A 22,716-nucleotide genomic window follows, 5' to 3' on the forward strand; every position below is an offset into this window, starting at 1 on the left:
GCTATCGCAGGCAAGCCAGCTCCCACATTTTTTTACCGTGCTCGCTTGAGATGTAGGAAGGCTGTAGGACGCGGCTGACATTGCCGTAAGCGCCTTGCCCGGTTGCCTACGCTTACGTCAGAATCCGCCGGCTTGTGCGCTTGGGGGGTGGTCTCTAAGGTGGGTCGGTCACTGAATTTCTCGGTGATCGGGTTTAGTAGCCCGAACTTCCCAACACAATATGCACAAGCCAATTATGGCGGCTGTGCGTAGGGCGCCTTCGGGCGCGCCGGGTTTGTGTGGGATTACCGGTCTACTAACCTGCGCACAGCTGCCACCCAACTTGTTTAGTAGCGATGCGGGTGTTGGCACAAACCAGGTACTTCAACCATGCAAAGCGTCAATCCCCCAACTACGCTCTTCACTCTCACACCCGACATACCCATCGAATCCCTACTGATCAACAGCTACGAAACCGTGTGCTCCGTCAGCACCTTGTTGCTCGACCTGTCCAATGACCTCACCGGCAAACACCGCGACGTGGCACTCGCCATTCATCAACTCAGCGAGTTATCAGTCTTGATGGTCGGCAAAGCCATGGACCAGCAAACACCACGCACCTAAAGCCTAACTCGGTTAACCCTGTGGGAGCTGGCTTGCCTGCGATGGCGGTAGACCTGTCGGCACATCATTGCCTGACACACCGCTATCGCAGGCAAGCCAGCTCCCACATGTTGTCCGTGCCCACTTAAGATATCGCCGTAAAGTCCTGCCCCTGCTAGATTGACCGCTCGCCATCGTCAGGGAAGCACCATGGGACACTCACTGAAAATCCTCGGCCGCACGTCCTCCATCAACGTGCGCAAAGTGCTCTGGACCTGCCAGGAACTGGGCATCGACTACGTACGTGAAGACTGGGGCATCGGCTTCAAGCCCACCCAGTCAGCCGAATTCCTGGCCCTGAACCCCAACGCCCAGGTGCCGGTGCTGATCGACGACCACGGTGTGTTGTGGGAATCCAACACCATCTGCCGCTACCTGATCGGCCTCTACCAACGCACCGACCTGCTCCCCGCCGAACCCGCGCCACGTGCGCGGGTCGAGCAATGGGTGGACTGGCAAGCCGTGGAACTCAACCGCGCCTGGGGCGACGCCTTCACCGCGCTGGTGCGCAACAACCCCGACGGCCTCGACACAACGCAGATTGCCGCCGCCGTGCAGCGCTGGAATGACAAGATGGGCCTGCTGGAACAACAGTTGGCCAAAACCGGCGCCTATGTGGCCGGAGATGAATTCACCCTCGCCGATATCCTGATCGGCCTCTCGGTGCACCGTTGGCAGAACACGCCCATGGAGCGCCCGCCCTACCCTGCCATTGCGGCGTATTACCAACGCCTGAGCCAACGCCAGGGCTTCAAGACCTTCGCCCTCGACGGCCATCACTAAAACAAGGACTCACTGTGAAAGGACTCAACGTACTGCTTACCGGCGCCTGCGGCAGAATCGGCAAGACATTTTTCGAAGCCTCAAAAGAGCGCTACCGCTTCACCCTCACGGACCGCATCGCGCCGGCGTTCGACCTGGGCGAGCACCGTTTCGTCCACGCTGACCTGAGTGACAAAGCCAGCCTGGCCGCGCTGCTTGATGGCATCGACGTGGTCGTGCACCTGTCGGGCATCCCCCACGCCAGCGCGTCGTTCGACGAGTTGCTACCGAACAATATCCTCGCTACGACTTACCTGTTCGAAGCCGCCGTGGCCGCCGGCGTGAAGCGTTTGGTATTCGCCAGCAGCGCACAAACCATCGAAGGCTACCCGGTAGACCGGCAGATCACGCCCGGCATGCAGGTAATGCCCGCCAACCTGTATGGCGTGAGCAAATGCTACGGCGAGGCGTTGTGCGGCTACTACGCAGCCAAGACGCCACTGTCGACCATTGCCCTGCGCATCGGCGCCTTTGAGTTCCCCGAAACCCACGACCTCAACAACGCCCGCGACCTCAGCGCCTGGCTCAGCCCACGGGACGCGGTGCAATTGCTGCAACGCTCGGTGGAGGCCGAGGGCGTGAAGCACCTGATCGCCCATGGCATTTCCAATAACCGTTTCAAGCGCCTGGACCTGAGCGAAACCACGCGGGTGTTGGGTTACCATCCGGTCGATGATGCATTCCAAGCATTTGAAATCCCGATTACTTATTGAGTTCTGCCCATGCCTGCACTCTCCACCGCCGACGGCATCGACCCGATCCGTGCTGCCCACATCAGCGCGCGCATTGACCGCCTGCCCGCCGTCGCCACCGTCTGGCGCCTGGTGGCGCTGCTGTCGATCGGTGGTTTTTTTGAGCTGTATGACCTGTTCCAGACCGCCTATATCAGCCCCGGCTTGATCAGCGACGGTATTTTCCACACCGGCAGCGAGGGCGTGTTTGGCTTCTCGGACCAGGCCGCGTTTGCTTCCGCGACCTTCCTGGGCCTGTTCCTCGGTGCCAGCCTGCTCAGCCCTATCGCCGACCGTTTCGGGCGCCGGGCGATCTTTACCTTTGCGTTGATCTGGTACACGGTCGCCACGGTGTTGATGGGCATTCAAACCTCGGCGCTGGGCATTATCGGCATGCGTTTTCTGGTGGGCATTGGCCTGGGGATCGAGCTGGTAACCATCGACGCCTACCTGTCGGAACTGGTGCCCAAGCGCATGCGCAGTTCAGCGTTCGCCTTTGCGTTTTTCATCCAGTTTCTGTCGGTGCCGGCGGTAGCATTGATGTCGTGGTGGCTGGTGCCCCAGGCGCCATTCGGGGTGTCCGGCTGGCGCTGGGTGGTGCTCAGCAGTGCAGTGTTTGCGCTGTTTATCTGGCAACTGCGCAAGCGCCTGCCGGAATCACCGCGCTGGCTGGCGCAAAAAGGTCGCTTTGATGAAGCCGGGCAGATCATGGACAACCTGGAGGCGCGCTGCCAAAAGGATCACGGCAAACCGCTGGATGAACCCGAACTGCAGGCCGTCGGCGTGCAAGGCAGCGGCCGTTTTGCCGATATCTGGCAACCGCCGTACCGGCGCCGTGCGTTGATGCTGATTGTGTTTCACGTGTTCCAGGCTATCGGCTTTTTCGGCTTCGGCAATTGGTTGCCGGCGTTGCTGTCGGGCCAGGGCGTGAGCGTGACCCACAGCCTGATGTACGCCTTTATCATCACCCTCGCCTACCCGCTGGGCCCGTTGTTGTTTGTAAAAGTGGCCAACCGTTTCGAAAATAAATGGCAGATTGTCGGCTCAGCCATGGGCGCAATGATCTTCGGCAGCCTGTTCGCCCTGCAAACCACGGCGGTGGGGCTGGTGATCTGCGGGGTGATGATCACCTTCTGCAACGCCTGGCTGAGCTTCAGTTATCACTCGTACCAGAGCGAGTTGTTCCCGACCAATATCCGCGCACGGGCGGTGGGGTTCTGCTATTCGTTCAGCCGCTTGTCCACGGTGTTCAGCAGCTTGTTGATCGGTTTTATTCTGGAGCACCTGGGCACGCCGGGCGTGCTGGCGTTTATTGCCAGCAGCATGTTGATTGTGATGATCACCATCAGTTGGTTCGGGCCGCGCACGCGCAATTTGGCGTTGGAGAATATTGCGCACTGACGGCAACAGTTGGCCGCCTGCGGGACAATGATTGCCGCGACGCCCGCGCCATCCCCAACAAAACCGGGGGTGGTGCACTCGGCATGCTATTTGCTCCAGCTGTCGCACCGAACATTTCCACAGGTGACCGATCATGCTGGTTAATAACAACGCCCAAGCCGTATCGACCGTGCAACAGCTCAAGCGTCCCGACATGGACCCGGCCAACGCTGCCGCCAGCACGCTTTACAGTGGTGCCCTGCAAGCGGCGCAGCAAAGTGTGACCGTGCCGGCCGCGCAGAAGGACCTGGACAAAGCCAACGACCGCATCGACGAAGCCTTCGCCAAGACCCGAGTGCAGCTGCAAGCCACCACCGCCGCCCCTACCGCATCGACGGATGTGCCGGCAGCCGGTTCGAGCACCAGCACCGCACGCGCCGACTTCACCGACTACATGAACAAATCCCCCGCCGAACGCATCCGCGAGCAGTTGCTCAAGGAACAGGGTTTGACCGAGGCGCAAGTGCAAGCAATGCCGCAGGAAAAACAGGACGCGATTGCCAAGCAAGTGGCTGAACGCGTGAAGCAGCAGCAAGATCAGCAGGTAGCGGCGAAGGCCACTGATCCGGCGCAGGCGGTTAAAGAAACCCTGGCCGCGATCTGACCGACACCACTGATGATCGGATGATCGTTCCCACGCTCCGCGTGGGAATGCAGCCAAGGACGCTCCGCGTCCCAAGAGCGGACGCGGAGCGTCCAGTGAGGCATTCCCACGCGGAGCGTGGGAACGATCTTGAGCCCCCAGCCTTACTGCAGTTGCAACGTTGAGTTGAACTGGCTGATCGCATCCACCACATGCCGCGAGCCTTCCTGAATCTCCAGGATCACCTGCCCCGCTTCATTCGCCAATTCCACACCCAGCCCAGTACGGCTCAGGCTCGACTGCATGCTCGACACCGCGCTCAGCGACAGGTCGTGGTTCTTGCGCACTACATCCACAATCTCCACTGTCGCCTGACTGGTGCGTGCGGCAAGGCTGCGCACTTCATCGGCCACCACCGCAAAACCACGCCCATGCTCACCCGCCCGCGCCGCTTCAATGGCTGCGTTAAGCGCGAGCATATTGGTCTGCTCGGCAATGCTGCGGATGGTCTGCACGATGGAGCCGATGATGTCCGATTGCTTGCTCACCGCATCGATACTCTGGGCCGCCTGATTCAAGTCGCTGGAAATCTCTTCAATGATCTGCACGGTTTGCTGCACCACCTCCGAACCTTTGCGCGCACAGGCATCGTTTTGTACCGAGGTGGCATGCGCCGAATCGGCGGCGGTGCGCAGGGTGGTGACCTGGTCGGTGATGTCACTGGCGAATTTCACCACTTTGTACAGGCGCCCGTTGGTGTCGAAAATCGGGTTGTAGGACGCTTCCAGAAACAGGGTCTTGCCGTATTTGTTCTTACGCTCGAAGCGATGGGAATGATATTCCCCACGGTTGAGCGAGGCCCAGAACGCCTTGTAGGCCGGCAATTCAACCTCGGCACGGTGGCAGAACATGCTGTGGTGCTGGCCGATGATTTCTTCGCGTGAGTACTGCACGGTGCGCAGGAAATTGTCGTTGGCGTTGAGAATCTGGCCCTGGGGCGTGAACTCGATCACCGCCATTGAACGGCTGATGGCGTCGATCAGGCTCTGGTTCTCGTGTTCATGGTGGACCCGCGCCGAAATATCCGAAGCCACTTTGATCACGCTCTGCACCTGGTTGTTGCTGTCGAGCACCGGCATATAACTGGCTTCGAGCCACACTTCTTCGCCACGCTTGTTCAGGCGCATAAAGGTGCCGCTGAGGGCTTCGCCCCGCGCCAGGTCACGCCATAGCTTGGTGTAGGCCTCGGTGTGGGTGTAGGCATCCTCGCAAAAAATGCGGTGATGCTTGCCGCGAATTTCCTCCACATTGTAGCCCATGGCTTGGCAGAAGTTGTCGTTGGCATCGAGGATGATGCCGTTGCGGTCGAACTCGATCATTGCCATGGAACGGCTGATGGCGGCGAGTTTGGCGTTGGCTTCGGTGAGGGCACAGGAGAAACGTTCGATTTCTTGCAGGTCGGATTTGTGATGGCGGTTGAACATGGTCAGATCACCCTTGATTCCCGGCGCCTGAAAGGCGCATTCCATTCATTTTTTGGATAGTGCTGGCTAACCTTCATGGGGAAATAACCATCCGAAACGCTTTATATGCCAAACGTCATCAACGGTTCTGGGTGAGCATAGACAGGGCTTGGCGCTATGCAAGGCCACTAGTCAGCCAGCATTTTTAACAATGCGCTTGCCGCGGCTGAAGGCGGCCGGGCGGGCGAGCCGACCAAGGCAAATTCGCGATACAGCGGGACGGTCAGCGGCATCACGCGCAAGCCATTGCGCTTTACCGGCAAGGCCATTTCAGGTACCAGCGTGACGCCGACGCCTTCGCGTACCAGGCTGTAGGCGCTGTTCCACTCGCGTACTTCCACGCGAATATCGCGCAGGGTAAGCCCCGCAGCGCCCGCCAAGCTGCGGGCACTGGCGGTGCAACCGCCGGTGGCAAGTACAAAGGGTTGCTCCAGCAGTTCCTCAAACGACACGCTGGCGTTGGCCGGGCGCTGCGCCAAGGGATGATCGGTCGGCAACACGGCCATCCAGCAATCTCGCCCCAATACGCTGGCGTTGCGCTCGGGCCTGGGGTTGAGCACCACGCCCAGGTCGATCAGGCCGGCGTCAAGCAAGGTGAGCACTTCACTGTCCGTGACATCCAGCGTGGTCACTTCAATACCGGGGTTCAGCTGACGAAAACGCTGCAGCAGCGGCGTCAGAAAAGTCGCCATCACCATCGGGAAACTGGCGATGCGAATACTCCCACGCAGCAGCGGCCGAGCGTCGTCGACCGTTGTACGAATCGCCTGCAACGCCCCCATCATCACGCGCGCTTGTTCGATCACACTCAACCCGAGCGCGGTGGGCAAGGTCTTGCGCGGCTCGCGCGTGAACAATTGCGCACCCAAAGTCGCCTCCATGTTGGCCATGGCCTGGCTGGCGGCGGACTGGGTCATGCCCACCTGCTCGGCAGCCGCCGTAATGCTGCCTTGATCGGCCACGGCCACCAGCAAGCGCCAGTGCATCAGGTTCATCATGGCAGTAGCTGTCCTTATGGGTGGGGTCTGAAGGTTTAATTTTACCCACGGTGCCATGCCCGCGAGACTGGCGCAAATTCAACCGAGTAGCCCCACATGAAATTGTATTTCTCCCCGAATGCCTGTTCCCTCGCCCCCCATATCGTGCTGCGCGAATTGGCGCTGCCGTTCGACTTGGTAAGGGTCGATAACAAGGCCAAAACCACTGCCGATGGCGCAGACTTCCTGCAAATAAACCCCAAGGGCTATGTGGCGGCGCTGCAACTGGATAACGGCCAGGTGCTGACCGAAGCCAGTGCGATCCTGCAATACCTGGCCGACCTGAAACCCGCCGTCCAGTTGGCCCCGGCCAATGGCAGTTGGGAGCGTGTGCGTTTGCAGGAATGGCTGAATTTCATCGCCAGCGAGATTCACGGCGGGCTGGGGATTTTCTTCAACCCGGCGATCCAAGGCGAAGTGCGAGCCACGTTTGTGGCCAAGTTGTTCAAGCGCTTTGAGTTTCTGGTGCAGACGCTGGAGCGTCAGGATTATTTGCTGGGCGAGCAGTACTCGGTAGCGGATGCGTATTTGTTTGTGCTGCTGCGCTGGGCGGCGGTTCATGACATTGATCTGCAGCCGTGGCCGGCACTGACGGCGTTTCAACAACGCGTTGGCGCACGGCCTGCCGTGACTGCGGCGCTGGCTGCTGAAAATCCATGACCTGAAATGCAATCCACTGTGGGAGCTGGCTTGCCTGCGATGACTGTGTGTCAGGCAATGATGTGCTGTCTGGGCCAGCGCTATCGCAGGCAAGCCAGCTCCCACAGTTGATGTTCATTGGTTTAGAGCCTTGAAGACTATTTGCTGCACATCGACCTTTTTCGGGATCAGGCCGTTGGCGAAGAACAGGTCGGCGGTGCGCTGCTGATTGGCGATGTCGATGGCCTGCAGCGGCCGAATCGGCTCCGGCGAGCGGTGTTCGAAGTAGCTTTTGACCACCGCCGGCTGCAGGCCCAGGGTCTTGGCCATCAAGGCGATGCTTTCTTCGGGCTGGTCCAGGGACAGGCGCTGGGCCTTGCCGAGCGTCTTGATGATGGTGGCGACGGCGTGCGGGTACTGTTTGGCAAATGGGCTGTTGACCACAAAGAAACTGCCGGCCGGGTTAAGGCCCTGGCCGTCGCCCAATACGCGGGCGGAGCCATCGACCACAGCCGCCGAGTAGTACGGGTCCCACACCACCCAGGCGTCGACTTTGCCTTGTTCAAACGCGGCGCGGCCGTCGGACGGCGACAGGTACACCACATTCACATCCTTCCACTGCAAGCCCGCGCGCAGCAGGCTTTTGAGGAACAGGTTGTGTGCGCTGGAGCCCTTGAGCAGCGCCACGCGCTTGCCCTTGAGTTCGGCCACGCTTTGGATGCTGCTGGCTGTGGGCACCAGCACCGCTTCGGTTTTGCCTTCATTGGGCTCGACAGCGAAGTACTGCAAGTCGATGCCGGCGGCCTGGGCGAAGATCGGCGGGATGTCGCCGATATTGCCAATGTCCAGGCTGCCGGCGTTCAGCGCTTCGATCAGTGGCGGGCCGCCGAGGAATTCAGTCCACTGCACCTGGGTGCCGGGCAGCGCCTCTTCGAACAGTTTGTGCTCACGGGCCAGTACCATGCTCACCGAGCTTTTCTGGTAGCCGATGCGCAAGGTGGACGGTTCGGCCGCAGACACCGCTGCCGAAAACACAAGTGAAGCCAGAACCACACTGAAAAACTTAACCATCATTGTTATCTCCGATCGCTCCCACGCTCTGCGTGGGAATGCCGCCAGGGACGCTCCGCGCCCCGCTCTAAAATCGTGACGCAGAGCGTCACGGGATGCATTCCCACGCGGAGCGTGGGAACGATCAGCTACAGGCCAGCTTTGACCTTGGCCGCGACATCCGCAGGCACCCATTGCTGCCACACTTGCGGCTGCTCTTTGAGGAACGCCAGCGCGACCTGGCGCGGCTGTTCACGTTTCTCGCTCATTTGCGCGAGGATGCCGTTGAGCAGGTCGATCGGCAGGTCGACTTTTTCAAAGAAGGTGACTAACTGTGGGTACCGCGCCTTGAACGGCGCCGACACACCAATCGCCAAATGTGCAGGCATCGAACGGGTGCCAATGGGGTGCGGGTTGTTGGCGTCGGCCAGGGTTTTCCAGGCGTCGGCGTTGAACGGCGGTTCTTCGAGCTTGATCAGCTTGAAGCGGCCCAGCAGTGGCGTCGGCGACCAGTAGTAGAACAACACCGGTTTGCCACGGCGGATCGAGGAGGCCACTTCAGCATCCAGCGCCGCGCCGGAACCGGTGCGGATGTTGACGAAGGTATCGGTCAGGCCATAGGCCTTGAGCTTCTGGCTGTTGACGATTTCCGAGGTCCAGCCGGTGGGGCTGTTGAGGAAGCGGCCTTTGCTCGGGTCTTCAGGGTCGCGAAATACGTCCTTGTAGCGCGCCAGGTCAGCCACTGACTTAAGCTGCGGCGCCAGCGGTTTGATGCCGCGTTCGGCATCACCCTTGATCACGTATTCGGGCACCCACCAGCCTTCGGTGGCACCTTTGACCGTGTCGCCCAGGCCGAACACTTTGCCTTCGGCCTCGGCCTTGACCCACGCCGGACTGCGCCCGGCCCATTCTTCGCCGATCACCTGAATGTCGTCCTTGGCCAGGGCGGCTTCCAGGCTCACGGTGCTGCCTGGCAAGGTGTCGGTGGGCAGGCCGTAACCTTTCTCGACGATCAGGCGCAGCACTTCGGTGATCAGGCTGCCGCTTTCCCAGGTGATGTCGCCGAAGTGGATGGGTTTGATGGCCTCGGCGGCCTGGGTAGGCTGCGTCAGGACAGCGAGTGCCAGCAGCGAGCCACCGAGCAGGTTTTTAATTGTTTTCATGCAGAACCTCATTTTCCGGAACACAGGAGATCAACGGTGGGAGCTGGCTTGCCTGCGATGGCAATGGTGGCTTCAACATCGCTATCGCAGGCAAGCCAGCTCCCACACTGGATCGGTGTGCCACTCAAGTTGTTTAAAAGTCATAACTGAGCCGCGTGTAGCTGTATGGCTGGCCGGGCGTCTGGCGCAGGCAACGGTTGAGGGCGCGGGCCATGTAGCCGCTGACCGAGCGTTGGGAAATCCCCAGTTTGGCGGCGATCTCGGGATACGTCAGGCCATTGAGCTGCGAAAGCAAAAAGGTCGCCCTGACCTTGGCCGGCAAGCCGTCGAGCAATTGGTCGATGGCCTGCAGGGCTTCGAGCATTTGCGCGAGGTCTTCAGGCGACGGTGCGTTGCAGGTTTCGTCGTTGTCCAGGGCGCCGAGATAAGCGCGTTCCAGGTCACGGCGACGCCACAGTTGGTACATCAAACGCTGAGCGATGGTGGTGAGCAAGGCACGGGGCTGACGAATCGGCAGCACGCCGGGCGAACTCAGCAGTTGGACGAAGGTGTCGGCGGCGATGTCTTCGGCGTGTGCGCGGGAATCGAGGTGGCGGTGCAAACGGCTGCACAGCCAGTCGTAATGACTGCGGAACAATCCGCCCACGTAATCGCTGTGAGAAGTGTCGGCGCCGGACATAGTGGCTCCATCTGAGAAGGTTGCGCGTTATGTCCGGTGTTCCGGTGGAGCGATCCTAGCAAGGCCGCTTATTCTTTAATAATATTTAAAATTCATTCTTATATAACCGATTGTTCGCACGATCAGCGTAGGTGCGGGTAGCCGGCAGTGGCGGCGGCTTGTTGATAGTTCAGCAGGACTTGATAGTCGTCTTCGCTGGCAGGCAGAACTGCCTGGATGCCCAGGGTTGCGACCACGTGCGGTAAATCCTGCAACGCCTGATTCATCACCTCACGAATGTGCGCCACTTGCTCATCGCTCAAGTGCAGCGGGCCGATAAAGGGCAAGGTCGGGCTCGGTGCGCTGCGGGTGACGGTGCGCAGCCCCGCCACTTCTTCGGGGGCGAAACGGGCGAGGTAGTCGTAGGTCACGCTGTCGACGGCGGCAAGGTCGGCGCGGCCTTCGCGCAGCCAGCGCAGGCTTTCGCGGTGGGCGCCGCTGATGCCGACGCTGGCGAAGAAACGGCCGTCGCGTTGCAGCGGTGCCAGGCGTTCACGCAGCAGGTTCATGCCGCTGTTGGAGTCGTGGCCGTTGATCACGCCGCGACTGTCGTAGAAGTCCGCCAGTTCGTTAAGCGGGTTGTCCTCGCGGGTCAGCAGCAGGCTGCAATGTTCGCCCTGGCTGCTGTGGGCCAGCTCATAGCGCGGGCGGCCGATCACGCGCACTTTGCCGCGCAGTTGGGTCATCAGCGGGTAGCCACAGGTTTGCGTCACCAGCAGCTCGGGCGCGAGCCACAGGCCGTGCAGGTCGAGGTGGTCAGCGTTACGGCGCGTCAGGTTCAGGCGCTCAAAAATACGCGTCAGCCACGCTTGGTTGGCCTGTTGCACCGCTGCGGGCGCGACGTACATCAGCAGCTCGGCGTAGTGGTCACTCATGGTCGTCTCTCACGCAAAAGGGTGCCTTGGGCTGTCGATGGCCTTGAGGCCGTGGCGGCTGATCAACTGGCCATAACCCTGCACCAGAAAGCCGCCACTGCGCGCGACCCATTGTTCACGTCGCGCCCGGTAGACCGTTGGCAGCAGATACCAGGGCAGCTTGGGCAAGTCGTGGTGCACCAGGTGCAGGTTGTTATTGAGGAACAGCCAGGTCCACGGCCAGGACGCTTCGTTGAGCACCGTACGCTGTTCCGGCTGCGGGTGCGGGCGGTGTTCATAGTAGGAACGGATCGACGCCAGGGACAAGGCTGGCGCGGTCACCAGCAGCAGGTAATGCCATACCGGGATGGCGCTGGAGTGGGCGATAACGCCGAGCATCAGGATTGTCACGCCGCCGTGGGCCAGCCACATTGGCCAAACCTGGGGCAGGCATCGGAGTTGATGACGCGCCAATCGGGCGATGGCCAGCGGCGATGCCAGCAGAAAACGCCCCAGTAGGGTTTTGGTCAGCCAGTGAACGCCGCGCTTGAGCAACGAGCTGTTATCCCACTGGTGTTGATTGAGGTAGCGGCTTTCCGGGTCGATGCCCGGCAGGGTCAGGTCTTCGTCGTTATGGTGCAACAGGTGACTGTCGCGGTACAGCGTGTAGGGATACCACACGGCAAACGGCGCGTAGCCGAGCAGTTTGTTGATCAGGGGCGAACGGGTGGGATGGCCATGCAGCAATTCGTGTTGCACCGACAGCCAGAGTGTCACCAACGGGATCAGCAACACCGTGCTCAGCCACAGGCCCAGCCAGTGGCTGGCGAGGATCACGGCGAACCAGCCGGTATATACGCCGATCAGCAACAGCCAGGTCGGCCATTCGGTGACTGCGGTAAAACTGCGTGCCAGGGCTTCGATTTCCCGGCGTTGGGTCAGATCAAGGTAGTTGGCCATCGGTAGCTCAGAGCAGGTGTTTCCTGCTCTGTGCAGTGAGGCGCAAAAATCTTGCAGATCGTTTGGTTCTAAGCTTGTAACTCAGTGACCGAACAGGCCGGTTTCAGTCTTTTTGGCTTTTTTGTCGGCGCGTTTTTCATCGGCGGTCTTTGCCGGCTTTTTCTTCGCGGCTTTCTTTGAATCCATACCTTTGGCCATGATGCATGCTCCACGTGAAGGGGATGTAACACTGGGTATACCACCTATTGCCCGGCAGAAGGCGCTTATAATCGGCGGCCCTTGATTACGTTGCTCAAACACCATGCCCGAACTGCACATCCAACTGCTGGCAGAGCCACTGTGGCCGCTGCTGAACAAGTTTTACCGCCGCCATAATTCGCCGATGAAGGCCCTCAAGGGCGGCCGCTTGTGGGTGGCGCGTGACAGCGAGATTGTCGCCGGGTTGTGCCTTACGCCTGTGGTGGGAGGGCAATGGCTGACCGGCGTGTTTGTTGACCCGGCCTATCGCGGCCACGGGCTGGCGGCGCGGTTGATTGCTGCGGCAGTGGCCGATGTGGAAGGCACGGTGTGGTTGCTGTGTCATCCGCAGCTGGAAGGGCTCTATCAACGTATGGGTTTCACCCAGGAAACCACCCTGCCCCAATCGCTGGGTGAGCGCCTGGCGCGCTACAAACGCAACAAGCCAATGATCGCCATGGGCTTAGACCTTTTAGTGAGGTCCACTGCGGATAATGTGTGATCGGCCCGTGCAAGGCCCGTGCTAGCCTCGACAGCACAGTGGCCCCTTACAGGATGATCATGAAAACCACGCTTGCAGCGCTGTCTCTTACCGCCCTCCTCGCTCCGGCTTTAAGCCAGGCAGCGAATGCGCCGATTACCGCCGAGCAATACGCCAGCGTGCTGGCCGGCAGTTGGCGCGACCCGGCCAATAGCGCGCGTGACGGTTACCGCCACCCGCAGCAAACCCTGGAGTTCTTCGGCCTGAGCGCCACACAGAGCGTGATCGAAATCACCCCGGGTGGCGGTTGGTTCAGCGAAATTCTCGCGCCGCTGCTCAAGGACCACGGGCATTACATCGCCGCCGTGCAAGCTGCCAGCAGCAGTGCTTATGCTGCGACGTCCGAACAGAACCTGAAAAACAAATTCGCCGCCGACCCTGCGCGCTATGCCAAGGCCGAAGTCGTCGAGTTCAACCCCAAGGCCCCGGTGCTCGGCAAACCAGCTTCGGTGGACGCCGTGCTGACCTTTCGCAATGTGCATAACTGGGTAGACGCAGGCACCGCGCCAGCGACCTTCAGCGCGTTCTACACCGTGCTCAAACCAGGCGGTGTGCTGGGCGTGGAAGATCACCGGGCCAAAGACGGCGCGGACCTGGAAGCGATCAAGGACAGCGGCTACCTGACCACGGCGCAAGTGGTGAAACTGGCGACGGACGCCGGGTTCAAGCTGGCCGGGCAGAGCGAGGTGAATGCCAACCCCAAGGACACCAAGGACTACCCGGGCGGCGTGTGGACATTGCCGCCGTCGTTGCGGTATGGGGAGCAGGATAAGGCCAGGTATGTCGCGATTGGCGAGTCGGATCGGATGACGTTGCGGTTCGTTAAACCCGCCCGATAACTCTGTTTGGAATGTATTCCAAATGTGGGAGCTGGCTTGTGTGGGAGCTGGCTTGCCTGCGATGCAGGCACCTCGGTTTATCAGTGTCACCGAGGCGATGCTATCGCAGGCAAGCCAGCTCCCACATAAGCGCGCTCCGACATTTAGATATGAGCGTTCCTAAGGGTTACTCGTCAGCGTTTGGATCCATATCCGGGAACATCACTTCGATAAACCCGAATTTGCTGAAGTCGGTAATCCGCGAGGGGTATAACCGGCCGATCAGGTGATCGCATTCATGCTGCACCACCCGTGCATGGAAGCCGTCGGCAACGCGCACGATCGGCTCGCCCTTGGGATCGAAACCCTCGTAGCGAATCTGCTGGTAACGATCTACCGCGCCACGCAGGCCCGGCACCGACAGGCAACCTTCATAACCCTCTTCGAGCACCGGGCTGAGCGGCGTGATCAGCGGGTTGATCAGGATGGTCTGCGGCACCGGCGGCGCATCCGGGTAGCGTTCGCTGGCCTCGAAACCAAAGATAACAAGCTGCAGGTCCACACCAATCTGCGGCGCGGCCAGGCCGACACCGCCGACGTGCTCCATGGTCTGGAACATGTCATCAATCAACTGCCACAGCTCAGGGCTGTCGAACATTTCCGGCGGAACCGGTGGCGCGATGCGCAGCAGGCGCTCGTCGCCCATTTTCAGGATTTCACGGATCATCGATCAGACTTCATCGGTAGTGGGCTTGGAGTGGTCCCGGCCCAGGCCTGAGACGTGCTGTTTTTCATTCGTGTGGCTGTCTTCATCAAATTCCTTTTCACCTGGGTCCTTGCCTTCGGCCGACATGTGCTCGATCACGGCATTCATCTCCGCGCCGAGCAACAACACAGCGGCGGAAATATAGAAGTACAGAAGCAGGACGATGATCGCACCGATACTGCCATACATCGCGTTGTAGTCAGCAAAGGTTTTGACGTAATAACCAAAGCCCAGCGAGGCGATGATCCACACCACCACGGCCAGCACTGAGCCTGGGGTGATAAAGCGGAATTTTTGCTCAACATCGGGCATCACGTAGTACATGAGGGCCACGGCGAACATCAGCAGAATCACGATCAAGGGCCAGCGCAGGATGGTCCATAAGGTGACCACGAATTCCTGCATGCCGATCTGCCCGGCGAGCCATTCCATCACTTGCGGGCCGAGCACCATCAGTGCGGCAGCAGCGAGCAACATGCCGGCGATGCCGACAGTGTAGAAAATCGACAGCGGGAAGCGTTTCCAGATCGGCCGGCCTTCGACCACATCATAGGCGGCGTTCATCGCGCTCATCATCAGGCGCACGCCGGCCGAGGCGGTCCACAGCGCGATCACGATACCCACCGAGAGCAAACCGCCCTTGGACTGCTGCAACTGGTCGATCACCGGGTTGACCTGCTCCAGCGCCTGGGGCGGCAACACCAGTTCCGACTGCATGCGCAGCCAGGTGAAAAAGTCCGGCAGGTGCAGGAAGCCGATCAGGGCAATGAGGAACAGCAGGAAGGGAAACAGCGAGAACAGCATCTGGTAGGCCAGTGCCGAGGCGTAGGTGGGCATTTCGTCATCGACGAATTCCTTGACGGTGCGCAGCAGCACTTTGTGGAGCTTGAGGCCGTCTAGTACCGGAAAAATCATAGCGTCTCCTTTCGCCGCAAAAGGGTGAGGTCGTGGGCGACTCAGGGGCCGTTTTCTACATCAAAGTAGCCCATTTGGCGACTTTGAAACAATTTCCAAACTTTAGTTGCACGCTTCACATAAAAACGGCCATCCGTAGATGGCCGTCGGGCTGCATGAATCCAGCCGGCGATTCAGTGTTACTTGACGGCTTTTTTTACCGCATCTTTGGTGTCGCCGACGGCTTTTTCGACCTGACCTTTCTTCTCCTGCAAAACGCCTTCAGCGTGCAGCTTGTCATTGCCGGTGACTTTGCCGACACCTTGCTTGATGTTGCCGACAAGTTCATCTTTCAAACCTTTTGCCTTATCCGATGTGCTGCTCATGGTATTTCTCCGAAAGAACAATCAAGGGTTTTGGTCATTACCTAGAGATTGACCCGAGGCCGTTCGGCAGAGTTTCAATTATTTTCAGCGCGCATTTCATCGCCGGCGACAGGTTTGGCTTTATGTTTTGCCGCTAACCCATGAGAATGCCCGGCACATTCAGGCTATAACGCTGAATAACAGATCCCGTAGGAAGGTTATGAAACTCAATAAAGCACAGGCCATCGCCCGCAGAAACCAGGAACTGGGCGGTGCCGTACTCGGCGTCAACAACTGCCACTTCACCGACCTGGACAGCAAACGCAACATCTGGTGGTTCGACCTGCCGCTGGTGCGCATTGGTGTGGGCCAGTACGAGTGGGTTCACTTGTTGATGCACAACGCCGAGACTGACCAGTTGCTGCACCTGAAGGTGCCGACGGCGTTCCTGCGCGAACACATCGAAGGGTTGGTGGTGCGCAACGCGGGCAAGCGCAAGCCGGAGATTACCCTGGAGCTGAGCGCGGATAAGGATTCGTTCTTGAAGGATGTGCGCCCGGCAGGTGCTGGCGTGGGCTTCGCGCAGTTCGCCTTGTAACAACTCGATTAAAACATGTGGGAGCTGGCTTGCCTGCGATGGCGGTATACCCGTCACAGTTGGGCTAGCTGATCCACCGCTATCGCAGGCAAGCCAGCTCCCACATTGGACTGCATTCCAGTTCGGGCCAAAAAAAACCCCGCATCAGCGGGGTTTTTTATGGGTTACTTTTTAAGACCCAGCTTCTTCAGCTCTTCATCGCGCAACTCACGGCGCAGGATCTTGCCCACGTTGGTAGTCGGCAATGCATCACGGAACTCCACGGCCCTGGGCACCTTGTAGCCGGTGACGTTGGCGCGCATGTGTTCCATGACCTGGTCCTTGGTCAGGGTCGCGCCTGGCTTGACCACGATAAAGATCTTGATGTGCTCACCGGATTTTTCATCCGGCACACCGATGGCCGCACATTGCAGCACGCCCGGCAGGCTTGTCAGCACGTCTTCCAGTTCGTTGGGGTAGACGTTGAAACCGGAGACCAGAATCATGTCTTTCTTGCGGTCGACAATGCGGATGTAGCCGTCTTGCTGGATGATCGCGATGTCACCGGTCTTCAACCAGCCTTCACTGTCGAGCATTTCGGCGGTGGAGTCGTCGCGCAACCAGTAGCCCTTCATCACCTGCGGGCCTTTCACACACAGCTCGCCGGTTTCGCCCAGCGCCAACTCGGTGCCGTCGTCGGCGATGACTTTGCACAGCGTGGAAGGCACCGGAATGCCGATGGTGCCGATCTGGATATGCTGGATCGGGTTGACGGTGGCCACCGGGCTGGTTTCGGTCATGCCGTAACCTTCACAGATGCCACAGCCGGTCACGGCTTTCCAGCGCTCAGCCGCAGCCAGTTGCAGGGCCATGCCGCCCGACAAGGTCACTTTGAGTGCGGAGAAGTCCAGCTTGCGGAACGCCTCGTTATTGCACAGCGCCACGAACAGCGTGTTCAAGCCGACAAAGCCGCTGAACTTCCACTTCGACAGTTCCTTGACCATCGCCGGCAGGTCGCGCGGGTTGCTGATCAGGATGTTGTGGTTGCCGATCAGCATCATCGCCATGCAATGAAAGGTGAACGCATAGATGTGGTACAGCGGCAGCGGTGTGATCAGGATCTCGCAGCCTTCGTTGAGGTTGGAGCCCATCAGCGCCTTGCACTGCAACATGTTGGCAACCAGGTTGCGGTGGGTGAGCATCGCGCCCTTGGCCACGCCGGTGGTGCCACCGGTGTATTGCAGCACAGCCACATCGCCGCTGGCAGGGCTGGCGTCGTTAACCGGTTGGCCGTGCCCCTTGGCCAGTACTTCATTGAACTTGATCGCCTTGGGCAAGTGATAGGCCGGGACCATTTTCTTCACGTACTTGATGACGCTGTTGATCAACAGGCGCTTGAACGGCGACAGCAAGTCAGCGACTTCGGTGACGATCACGTGCTTGACGGCAGTCTTGGGCACGACTTTTTCAGCCAGGTGCGCCATGTTTGCCAGGCAGACCAGGGCCTTGGCCCCGGAATCATTGAATTGGTGTTCCATTTCCCGCGCGGTGTACAGCGGGTTGGTGTTGACCACGATCAGCCCGGCACGGATGGCACCGAACACGGCCACCGGGTATTGCAGGACGTTGGGCAGTTGCACGGCGATTCGATCGCCGGGCTTCAAATCGGTATGCTGTTGCAGGTAGGCGGCGAAGGCGCCGGACAATTCGTAGAGTTCACCGTAGGTGATGGTCTTGCCCAGGTTGCTGAAAGCCGGTTTGTCGGCGAAGCGCTGGCAGGACTGTTTCAGTACCGCCTGAATATTCTGATACTCGTCTGGATTGATGTCTGCAGCAATCCCGGCGGGGTACTTATCCTTCCAAAAGTCTTCGTTCATGGAAGCCCACTCCTCAGCGACGCGAATTCATCATCGCATTTGATGCGATTATTATTGGTGTATGTTTTTTTAGGTGAATCTGGCGCTTTCAAGCAGGCCGAGAAGTCACAAAGCGCGCCGAGAGTAGCAGCTTTGCCAAGGGCCGCCTAGAGCCAAAAGAAGGCCCTACAGTCATAAACATGACTCAAGAATATCTAATGGTCATTTTTAGAGCAAAGATTCTATAAGCCAGGAAATCGCTCTGGAATGGGCTTTACGGAGCGATAAACAGCAATGTGGGAGCTGGCTTGCCTGCGATAGCGGTGAATCAGTCGATAAATCGGGTGACTGATACATGGCTATCGCAGGCAAGCCAGCTCCCACATTTTTTATTGCATTTCACATCAGGCGATGTCGCGCAGCTCCCTGCGCAAAATCTTGCCCACCGGCGTCATCGGCAACGACTCACGCAACACAATGTGCTTGGGCACCTTGTACCCGGTGAAGTTGGTCTTGCAGTACGCCTTCAACTCATCAACGCTCACACCTTGGGCGCGCGCCACCACAAACAGCTTCACCGCTTCGCCGGTGCGTTCGTCCGGTACGCCGATCACCGCGCAGTTGGCCACTGCTGGATGCGCCATCACCACGTCTTCGATCTCGTTGGGGTACACATTGAAGCCCGAGACGATGATCAGGTCTTTCTTGCGATCGACGATGCTGACAAAACCATCGGTGTCGATCACCGCAATATCACCGGTTTTGAGCCAACCTTCGGCGTCCAGGGTCTCGGCGGTGGCCACGGGTTGCTGCCAGTAACCCTTCATCACCTGCGGGCCTTTGATGCACAGCTCGCCGCGCTCGCCCAGGGGCAGCTCGCGGCCTTCATCATCAATCACTTTCATCGCCGTGCCCGGCACCGGAATGCCCACGGTGCCCAGCCGCGACTGGCTGCCGTAGGGGTTGGTGCTGGCCACCGGCGAGGTTTCGGTGAGGCCGTAACCTTCGCCGATGGAGCAACCGGTGAGTGCCTTCCAGCGCTCGGCGGTGGCCTTGACCAGCGCAGTGCCACCCGAATTGGTGATCTTGAGATGGGAGAAATCCAGGGTCTTGAAGTCGGGGTGATCCATGAGCGCCACGAACAGCGTGTTCAACCCGAGCAAGCAGGAGAACCGCCACTTTTTCAGCTCCTTGATAAACCCGCCGATGTCACGCGGGTTGGTGATCAGCACGTTGTGGTTGCCGGTCACCATCATGCACATGCAGTTCGCGGTAAAAGCATAGATGTGGTACAGCGGCAGCGGCGCAATCATCACCTCCTGCCCTTCTTTCACCAGCGGCTGGCCGTCATCGGTGACCTGGGACATGCACGCCCGCGCCTGCTGCATATTCGCCACCAGGTTGCCGTGGGTGAGCATCGCGCCCTTGGCCAGGCCGGTGGTGCCGCCGGTGTATTGCAGCACGGCGATATCATCCAGCGTCACCGGGTGGCGAACCACCGCCTGGCCCGCGCCCATGCGCAAGGCGCGCTTGAACGACACCGCACGTGGCAGGCTGTAGGCCGGGACCATTTTCTTGACCTTGTCGACCACGGTGTTGACCAGCCAGCCTTTGGCGGCGGGCATGAAGTCGCCCATCCTGGCTTCGATCAGGTAGTCGATCTCGGTGTCGGTGCACACGTCCTGCACCCGCGAACCGAACAGGTTGAGATAGACCAGCGCGCGCACGCCAGCATCCTTGAACTGGTGGCGCATCTCACGCGGGGTGTACAGCGGGTTGGTGTTGACCACGATCAACCCGGCGCGCAGCGCGCCGAACACCGCAATCGGGTAATGCAGCACGTTGGGCATCTGCACCGCGATGCGCTCGCCAGGCTTGAGGTCGGTGTGGTTTTGCAGGTAGCCGGCGAACGCGGCACTCTGGCGCTCAAGCTCGGCGTAGGTCAGGGTGATGCCCATGTTGCTGAACGCCGGACGGTCGGCAAAGGCCTTGCAGGAGCGTTCAAAGACTTCGATCACCGATTTGTAGGTAGTGAGGTCGATATCATTGGGAACGCCCGCCGCGCGTTTGTCATTCCAGAAATCAGGTTGCATTATTCTTGTCCTCGTACCTGAGTGTGTCCGGCCGCTTTCTCATTGGTATAAAAAGCGGAGCTTTGGGGACGTTAGCAGCTATGGCCAAACAGGCAAATACGCGCAACTGTGTCATTTATTGTATGAATCTTGCCCCTAACGTGTAGGCAGATACACCAGCCCCGGCCAGATGAGCTATACACTGCAACGACCCTGAGCAAAGGAAGCGCTATGAATCACAGCACCTTCTGGCTGACCGCGAATGACCGCAGCCGCCTGTACGTCAATCAATGGCTGCCGGACGGGCCCGCCAAGGCCATGATCATGCTGTCCCACGGCATGGCCGAACACAGCGGGCGCTATGCACGCCTGGCCGAAGCGCTGTGCGCAGCCGGCTACGGCCTGTACGCGCCGGACCAGCGTGGCCATGGCCGCACCGCCGATGAAGGCACGCTGGGCCTGTACGCCGAAAAGGATGGCTGGAATAAAGTGGTGGGCGACCTCGCCAGCCTCAACCAGCACATCGGCCAGCAGCAGCCGGGCCTGCCGATCATCTTGCTGGGCCACAGCATGGGCAGCTATATCGCCCAGGCGTACCTGTTGCACCATAGCGCGAGCCTGAACGGGGCGATTCTCAGCGGTTCGAATTACCAGCCGGTGGCGCTTTACCGCGCCGCCGGCGTCATTGCCCGACTGGAGCGCGCACGCCAAGGCCTGCGCGGGCGCAGTGCATTGATCGACTTTTTGTCGTTCGGCTCATTCAACAAGGCATTCAAGCCCAACCGCACCGCGTTTGACTGGCTAAGCCGCGACCCGCTGGAGGTGGACAAGTACATCAATGACCCGCTGTGCGGCTTTCGCTGTACCAACCAGTTGTGGATCGACTTGCTCGGCGGCTTGCAGCAAATCAGCAAAGCGTCCAACCTCGCACAGATCGATCCGGGCCTGCCAATTATGATAATGGGCGGCGAATGTGATCCGGTAAGTGAAGGCAAACGTCTCAAAAGCCTGGCCCATGCCCTGCGTGAGGCTGGTTGCCAGAACCTGCAATTGAATATCTACCCGCAGGCGCGTCATGAAGTGTTCAACGAAACCAACCGCGATGACGTGACAGCGGATGTTCTGAAGTGGCTCGACCAGGCCTTGACGTTACGCAGGCCGGCGCGCTGCGAGTAACTTTTTCCTTTAAAATCAATCTATTAAATTACCGATTAGCCACAGGATGCACCTTTAGATGACCCAGGTTACCAACACCCCATACGAAGCCCTCGAAGTCGGCCAGACCGCCAGCTACAGCAAGACCGTCGAAGAGCGCGATATCCAGCTGTTCGCGGCGATGTCCGGCGACCACAACCCGGTGCACCTGGATGCCGAGTACGCCAAGGCGACCATGTTCAAGGAGCGTATCGCCCACGGCATGTTCAGCGGCGCGTTGATCAGTGCAGCGGTAGCGTGCGAGCTGCCTGGGCCGGGCACTATCTACATCGGCCAGCAGATGAGCTTCCAGAAGCCGGTGAAAATCGGCGACACCTTGACCGTGCGCCTGGAGATCCTGGAGAAGTTGCCCAAGTTTCGTGTGCGCATCGCCACGCGCGTCTTCAACCAGCGCGATGAGCTGGTGGTGGACGGTGAGGCTGAAATTCTTGCGCCGCGCAAGCAACAGGTTGTTACGTTGACTGAGCTGCCGCCGATCAGCATTGGCTGATAGAAATCTCAAAATCAATACAAAGCAAATGTGGGAGCTGGCTAGCCTGCGATACACACCTCGGCGTATCAGTTACACCGGGGTGATGCTATCGCAGGCAAGCCAGCTCCCACATTCAGTTACAGCTTAGGCAGTTACAACACAGGGCTTACGAGTTAGCGCGAGCCTGGTTACGCAGGGCTTTCACCTGGTCGTGGTTACGTTGTGCGCCGTGGAACTGACGCTCAACCAGGTCACGAATACCCAGCAGGTTGTGCTTGTTGATTTTCTCGATCGCTTCCTTGTAAGCCTTCAGGGCGTGGTCTTCACCGCGCTCGGCTTCGTTCAGTACTGCCTCTTCATCTTTACCGGTGACCAGCGACTTCACGTCGACCCAGCCACGGTGCAGAGCGCCGGCAACCGAACCGGATTCTTCCGGATCGCCACCCAGGGCACGCACGGCGGTTTGCAGCTCGGCTGCGGCAGTGGCGCAATCGGCGGAGCGTTTCTGGAACAGCGCCTTGAGCTCAGGATGCTTGATGTCTTCAGCACAAGTCGCGAAGCCTTTCTGGCCGTCTTTGCTGGTTTCGATCAGGTCGTTGAGTACGGAGATCGATTCTTTGTTGATGTCAGTCATTTTTCAATTCCTTGTGCAGGTTAGAAGGTTGTCTTAATGATTGCAGCGCCCGTGCCAGGTTTTGAAAAATTAATTTATTGATATATATCAGCCACTTACAAAATATT

At 59.4% G+C, this 22,716-nt stretch carries 24 protein-coding genes and 1 pseudogene; 11 read left to right on the plus strand and 14 right to left on the minus strand.

What is annotated here, in order from left to right:
* The first annotated feature begins 369 nt into the window (after window positions 1-369).
* The 5 genes from HX790_RS09565 (at window position 370) to HX790_RS09585 (ending at window position 4,239) form a co-directional block, all read left to right on the plus strand.
* On the plus strand, window positions 370-603 hold the full coding sequence (locus HX790_RS09565; protein ID WP_017139214.1) for a DUF6124 family protein: 234 nt from the start codon (window positions 370-372) through the stop codon (window positions 601-603).
* A 189-nt stretch (window positions 604-792) separates the two neighbouring features.
* On the plus strand, window positions 793-1,425 hold the full coding sequence (locus HX790_RS09570) for a glutathione S-transferase family protein (protein WP_176991475.1): 633 nt from the start codon (window positions 793-795) through the stop codon (window positions 1,423-1,425).
* Window positions 1,426-1,439: 14 nt separating this feature from the next.
* Window positions 1,440-2,177: an NAD(P)-dependent oxidoreductase gene (locus HX790_RS09575; RefSeq protein WP_138452085.1), complete on the plus strand. Its 738-nt coding sequence runs from the start codon at window positions 1,440-1,442 to the stop codon at window positions 2,175-2,177.
* 9 nt (window positions 2,178-2,186) lie between these two features.
* Window positions 2,187-3,596: an MFS transporter gene (locus tag HX790_RS09580; protein ID WP_176991476.1), complete on the plus strand. Its 1,410-nt coding sequence runs from the start codon at window positions 2,187-2,189 to the stop codon at window positions 3,594-3,596.
* A 133-nt stretch (window positions 3,597-3,729) separates the two neighbouring features.
* Window positions 3,730-4,239, plus strand: a complete 510-nt coding sequence (locus tag HX790_RS09585) for a hypothetical protein (RefSeq protein WP_017139210.1) — start codon at window positions 3,730-3,732, stop codon at window positions 4,237-4,239.
* Window positions 4,240-4,382: 143 nt separating this feature from the next.
* Here the strand turns inward: HX790_RS09585 and HX790_RS29815 are convergent, their stop codons facing one another.
* From HX790_RS29815 to HX790_RS09595, 3 genes and pseudogenes are all read right to left on the minus strand, one after another.
* Window positions 4,383-4,952 carry a methyl-accepting chemotaxis protein gene (locus HX790_RS29815; protein WP_371318500.1) on the minus strand — a complete coding sequence of 190 codons (570 nt, stop codon included), beginning with the start codon at window positions 4,950-4,952 and terminating at the stop codon, window positions 4,383-4,385.
* A pseudogene (locus HX790_RS29820) lies at window positions 4,926-5,747 on the minus strand (PAS domain-containing protein); the annotation flags it as partial. The pseudogene HX790_RS29820 and the gene HX790_RS29815, both read right to left, overlap by 27 nt.
* A 122-nt stretch (window positions 5,748-5,869) precedes the next feature.
* The gene (locus HX790_RS09595; RefSeq protein ID WP_169985101.1) at window positions 5,870-6,739 is read right to left on the minus strand and encodes a LysR family transcriptional regulator; all 870 of its coding nucleotides are present in this window, start codon (window positions 6,737-6,739) and stop codon (window positions 5,870-5,872) included.
* A 96-nt stretch (window positions 6,740-6,835) separates the two neighbouring features.
* On the opposite strand from HX790_RS09595, the gene gstA reads away from it, so the two are divergent.
* On the plus strand, window positions 6,836-7,438 hold the full coding sequence (gstA, locus tag HX790_RS09600) for a glutathione transferase GstA (RefSeq protein ID WP_176991477.1): 603 nt from the start codon (window positions 6,836-6,838) through the stop codon (window positions 7,436-7,438).
* 114 nt (window positions 7,439-7,552) lie between these two features.
* Here the strand turns inward: gstA and HX790_RS09605 are convergent, their stop codons facing one another.
* From HX790_RS09605 to HX790_RS09625, 5 genes are all read right to left on the minus strand, one after another.
* Window positions 7,553-8,488, minus strand: a complete 936-nt coding sequence (locus HX790_RS09605) for an aliphatic sulfonate ABC transporter substrate-binding protein (protein ID WP_017139207.1) — start codon at window positions 8,486-8,488, stop codon at window positions 7,553-7,555.
* A 128-nt stretch (window positions 8,489-8,616) separates the two neighbouring features.
* Window positions 8,617-9,630: an ABC transporter substrate-binding protein gene (locus HX790_RS09610; RefSeq protein WP_176991478.1), complete on the minus strand. Its 1,014-nt coding sequence runs from the start codon at window positions 9,628-9,630 to the stop codon at window positions 8,617-8,619.
* A gap of 133 nt (window positions 9,631-9,763) precedes the next feature.
* Window positions 9,764-10,309, minus strand: coding sequence for a sigma-70 family RNA polymerase sigma factor (locus HX790_RS09615; RefSeq protein ID WP_099550460.1), 546 nt, complete (start codon window positions 10,307-10,309; stop codon window positions 9,764-9,766).
* Window positions 10,310-10,431: 122 nt separating this feature from the next.
* A complete protein-coding gene (locus HX790_RS09620) occupies window positions 10,432-11,223 on the minus strand; it encodes a phosphate/phosphite/phosphonate ABC transporter substrate-binding protein (protein WP_176991479.1) in 792 nt (263 codons plus the stop codon).
* Between the two features lie 9 nt (window positions 11,224-11,232).
* Entirely contained in the window at window positions 11,233-12,162 is a 930-nt protein-coding gene (locus HX790_RS09625; RefSeq protein ID WP_017139203.1) for a fatty acid desaturase, read from the minus strand.
* Window positions 12,163-12,463: 301 nt separating this feature from the next.
* Between HX790_RS09625 and HX790_RS09630 the strand changes: the two genes are divergently transcribed.
* Both HX790_RS09630 and HX790_RS09635 read left to right on the plus strand, forming a co-directional pair.
* Complete coding sequence (locus tag HX790_RS09630) at window positions 12,464-12,901, plus strand: GNAT family N-acetyltransferase (RefSeq protein WP_017139201.1); 438 nt, start codon at window positions 12,464-12,466, stop codon at window positions 12,899-12,901.
* Window positions 12,902-12,960: 59 nt separating this feature from the next.
* A complete protein-coding gene (locus HX790_RS09635) occupies window positions 12,961-13,779 on the plus strand; it encodes a class I SAM-dependent methyltransferase (protein WP_099550457.1) in 819 nt (272 codons plus the stop codon).
* Between the two features lie 166 nt (window positions 13,780-13,945).
* On the opposite strand, the gene def is transcribed toward HX790_RS09635, so the two are convergent.
* The 3 genes from def to HX790_RS09650 all read right to left on the minus strand — a co-directional run bounded on the left by def (window position 13,946) and on the right by HX790_RS09650 (window position 15,804).
* Complete coding sequence (gene def / locus HX790_RS09640) at window positions 13,946-14,485, minus strand: peptide deformylase (protein WP_017139199.1); 540 nt, start codon at window positions 14,483-14,485, stop codon at window positions 13,946-13,948.
* Between the two features lie 3 nt (window positions 14,486-14,488).
* A complete protein-coding gene (locus HX790_RS09645) occupies window positions 14,489-15,439 on the minus strand; it encodes a YihY/virulence factor BrkB family protein (protein ID WP_017139198.1) in 951 nt (316 codons plus the stop codon).
* A gap of 179 nt (window positions 15,440-15,618) precedes the next feature.
* On the minus strand, window positions 15,619-15,804 hold the full coding sequence (locus HX790_RS09650; protein ID WP_017139197.1) for a CsbD family protein: 186 nt from the start codon (window positions 15,802-15,804) through the stop codon (window positions 15,619-15,621).
* Between the two features lie 199 nt (window positions 15,805-16,003).
* On the opposite strand from HX790_RS09650, the gene HX790_RS09655 reads away from it, so the two are divergent.
* Entirely contained in the window at window positions 16,004-16,381 is a 378-nt protein-coding gene (locus HX790_RS09655; RefSeq protein ID WP_017139196.1) for a hypothetical protein, read from the plus strand.
* 164 nt (window positions 16,382-16,545) lie between these two features.
* Here HX790_RS09655 and fadD1 read toward each other — a convergent pair whose 3' ends face one another.
* Both fadD1 and fadD2 read right to left on the minus strand, forming a co-directional pair.
* The gene (gene fadD1, locus HX790_RS09660) at window positions 16,546-18,237 is read right to left on the minus strand and encodes a long-chain-fatty-acid--CoA ligase FadD1 (protein WP_176991480.1); all 1,692 of its coding nucleotides are present in this window, start codon (window positions 18,235-18,237) and stop codon (window positions 16,546-16,548) included.
* A gap of 383 nt (window positions 18,238-18,620) precedes the next feature.
* A complete protein-coding gene (gene fadD2, locus HX790_RS09665; RefSeq protein WP_017139194.1) occupies window positions 18,621-20,309 on the minus strand; it encodes a long-chain-fatty-acid--CoA ligase FadD2 in 1,689 nt (562 codons plus the stop codon).
* A gap of 210 nt (window positions 20,310-20,519) precedes the next feature.
* Between fadD2 and HX790_RS09670 the strand changes: the two genes are divergently transcribed.
* Window positions 20,520-21,464 (plus strand): alpha/beta hydrolase, encoded by a 945-nt coding sequence (locus HX790_RS09670; protein WP_099550453.1) that lies wholly within the window; start codon window positions 20,520-20,522, stop codon window positions 21,462-21,464.
* A 58-nt stretch (window positions 21,465-21,522) separates the two neighbouring features.
* Window positions 21,523-21,993: a MaoC family dehydratase gene (locus tag HX790_RS09675; RefSeq protein ID WP_003175719.1), complete on the plus strand. Its 471-nt coding sequence runs from the start codon at window positions 21,523-21,525 to the stop codon at window positions 21,991-21,993.
* Between the two features lie 148 nt (window positions 21,994-22,141).
* On the opposite strand, the gene HX790_RS09680 is transcribed toward HX790_RS09675, so the two are convergent.
* Window positions 22,142-22,609: a PA2169 family four-helix-bundle protein gene (locus tag HX790_RS09680; protein ID WP_017139192.1), complete on the minus strand. Its 468-nt coding sequence runs from the start codon at window positions 22,607-22,609 to the stop codon at window positions 22,142-22,144.
* Window positions 22,610-22,716 lie beyond the last annotated feature (107 nt).

This window comes from Pseudomonas sp. IPO3747 (assembly GCF_013385245.1).
GTDB classification, from domain to species: domain Bacteria; phylum Pseudomonadota; class Gammaproteobacteria; order Pseudomonadales; family Pseudomonadaceae; genus Aquipseudomonas; species Aquipseudomonas edaphica.

Coding starts and splice junctions, on each gene's coding strand:
- HX790_RS09565 (WP_017139214.1), top strand. CDS start 370: ATGCAAAGCGTCAATCCCCCAACTACGCTCTTCACTCTCACACCCGAC.
- HX790_RS09570 (WP_176991475.1), top strand. CDS start 793: ATGGGACACTCACTGAAAATCCTCGGCCGCACGTCCTCCATCAACGTG.
- HX790_RS09580 (WP_176991476.1), top strand. CDS start 2,187: ATGCCTGCACTCTCCACCGCCGACGGCATCGACCCGATCCGTGCTGCC.
- HX790_RS09585 (WP_017139210.1), top strand. CDS start 3,730: ATGCTGGTTAATAACAACGCCCAAGCCGTATCGACCGTGCAACAGCTC.
- HX790_RS09595 (WP_169985101.1), bottom strand. CDS start 6,739: ATGATGAACCTGATGCACTGGCGCTTGCTGGTGGCCGTGGCCGATCAA.
- gstA (WP_176991477.1), top strand. CDS start 6,836: ATGAAATTGTATTTCTCCCCGAATGCCTGTTCCCTCGCCCCCCATATC.
- HX790_RS09605 (WP_017139207.1), bottom strand. CDS start 8,488: ATGGTTAAGTTTTTCAGTGTGGTTCTGGCTTCACTTGTGTTTTCGGCA.
- HX790_RS09610 (WP_176991478.1), bottom strand. CDS start 9,630: ATGAAAACAATTAAAAACCTGCTCGGTGGCTCGCTGCTGGCACTCGCT.
- HX790_RS09615 (WP_099550460.1), bottom strand. CDS start 10,309: ATGTCCGGCGCCGACACTTCTCACAGCGATTACGTGGGCGGATTGTTC.
- HX790_RS09620 (WP_176991479.1), bottom strand. CDS start 11,223: ATGAGTGACCACTACGCCGAGCTGCTGATGTACGTCGCGCCCGCAGCG.
- HX790_RS09625 (WP_017139203.1), bottom strand. CDS start 12,162: ATGGCCAACTACCTTGATCTGACCCAACGCCGGGAAATCGAAGCCCTG.
- HX790_RS09630 (WP_017139201.1), top strand. CDS start 12,464: ATGCCCGAACTGCACATCCAACTGCTGGCAGAGCCACTGTGGCCGCTG.
- HX790_RS09635 (WP_099550457.1), top strand. CDS start 12,961: ATGAAAACCACGCTTGCAGCGCTGTCTCTTACCGCCCTCCTCGCTCCG.
- def (WP_017139199.1), bottom strand. CDS start 14,485: ATGATCCGTGAAATCCTGAAAATGGGCGACGAGCGCCTGCTGCGCATC.
- HX790_RS09645 (WP_017139198.1), bottom strand. CDS start 15,439: ATGATTTTTCCGGTACTAGACGGCCTCAAGCTCCACAAAGTGCTGCTG.
- HX790_RS09650 (WP_017139197.1), bottom strand. CDS start 15,804: ATGAGCAGCACATCGGATAAGGCAAAAGGTTTGAAAGATGAACTTGTC.
- HX790_RS09655 (WP_017139196.1), top strand. CDS start 16,004: ATGAAACTCAATAAAGCACAGGCCATCGCCCGCAGAAACCAGGAACTG.
- fadD1 (WP_176991480.1), bottom strand. CDS start 18,237: ATGAACGAAGACTTTTGGAAGGATAAGTACCCCGCCGGGATTGCTGCA.
- fadD2 (WP_017139194.1), bottom strand. CDS start 20,309: ATGCAACCTGATTTCTGGAATGACAAACGCGCGGCGGGCGTTCCCAAT.
- HX790_RS09670 (WP_099550453.1), top strand. CDS start 20,520: ATGAATCACAGCACCTTCTGGCTGACCGCGAATGACCGCAGCCGCCTG.
- HX790_RS09675 (WP_003175719.1), top strand. CDS start 21,523: ATGACCCAGGTTACCAACACCCCATACGAAGCCCTCGAAGTCGGCCAG.
- HX790_RS09680 (WP_017139192.1), bottom strand. CDS start 22,609: ATGACTGACATCAACAAAGAATCGATCTCCGTACTCAACGACCTGATC.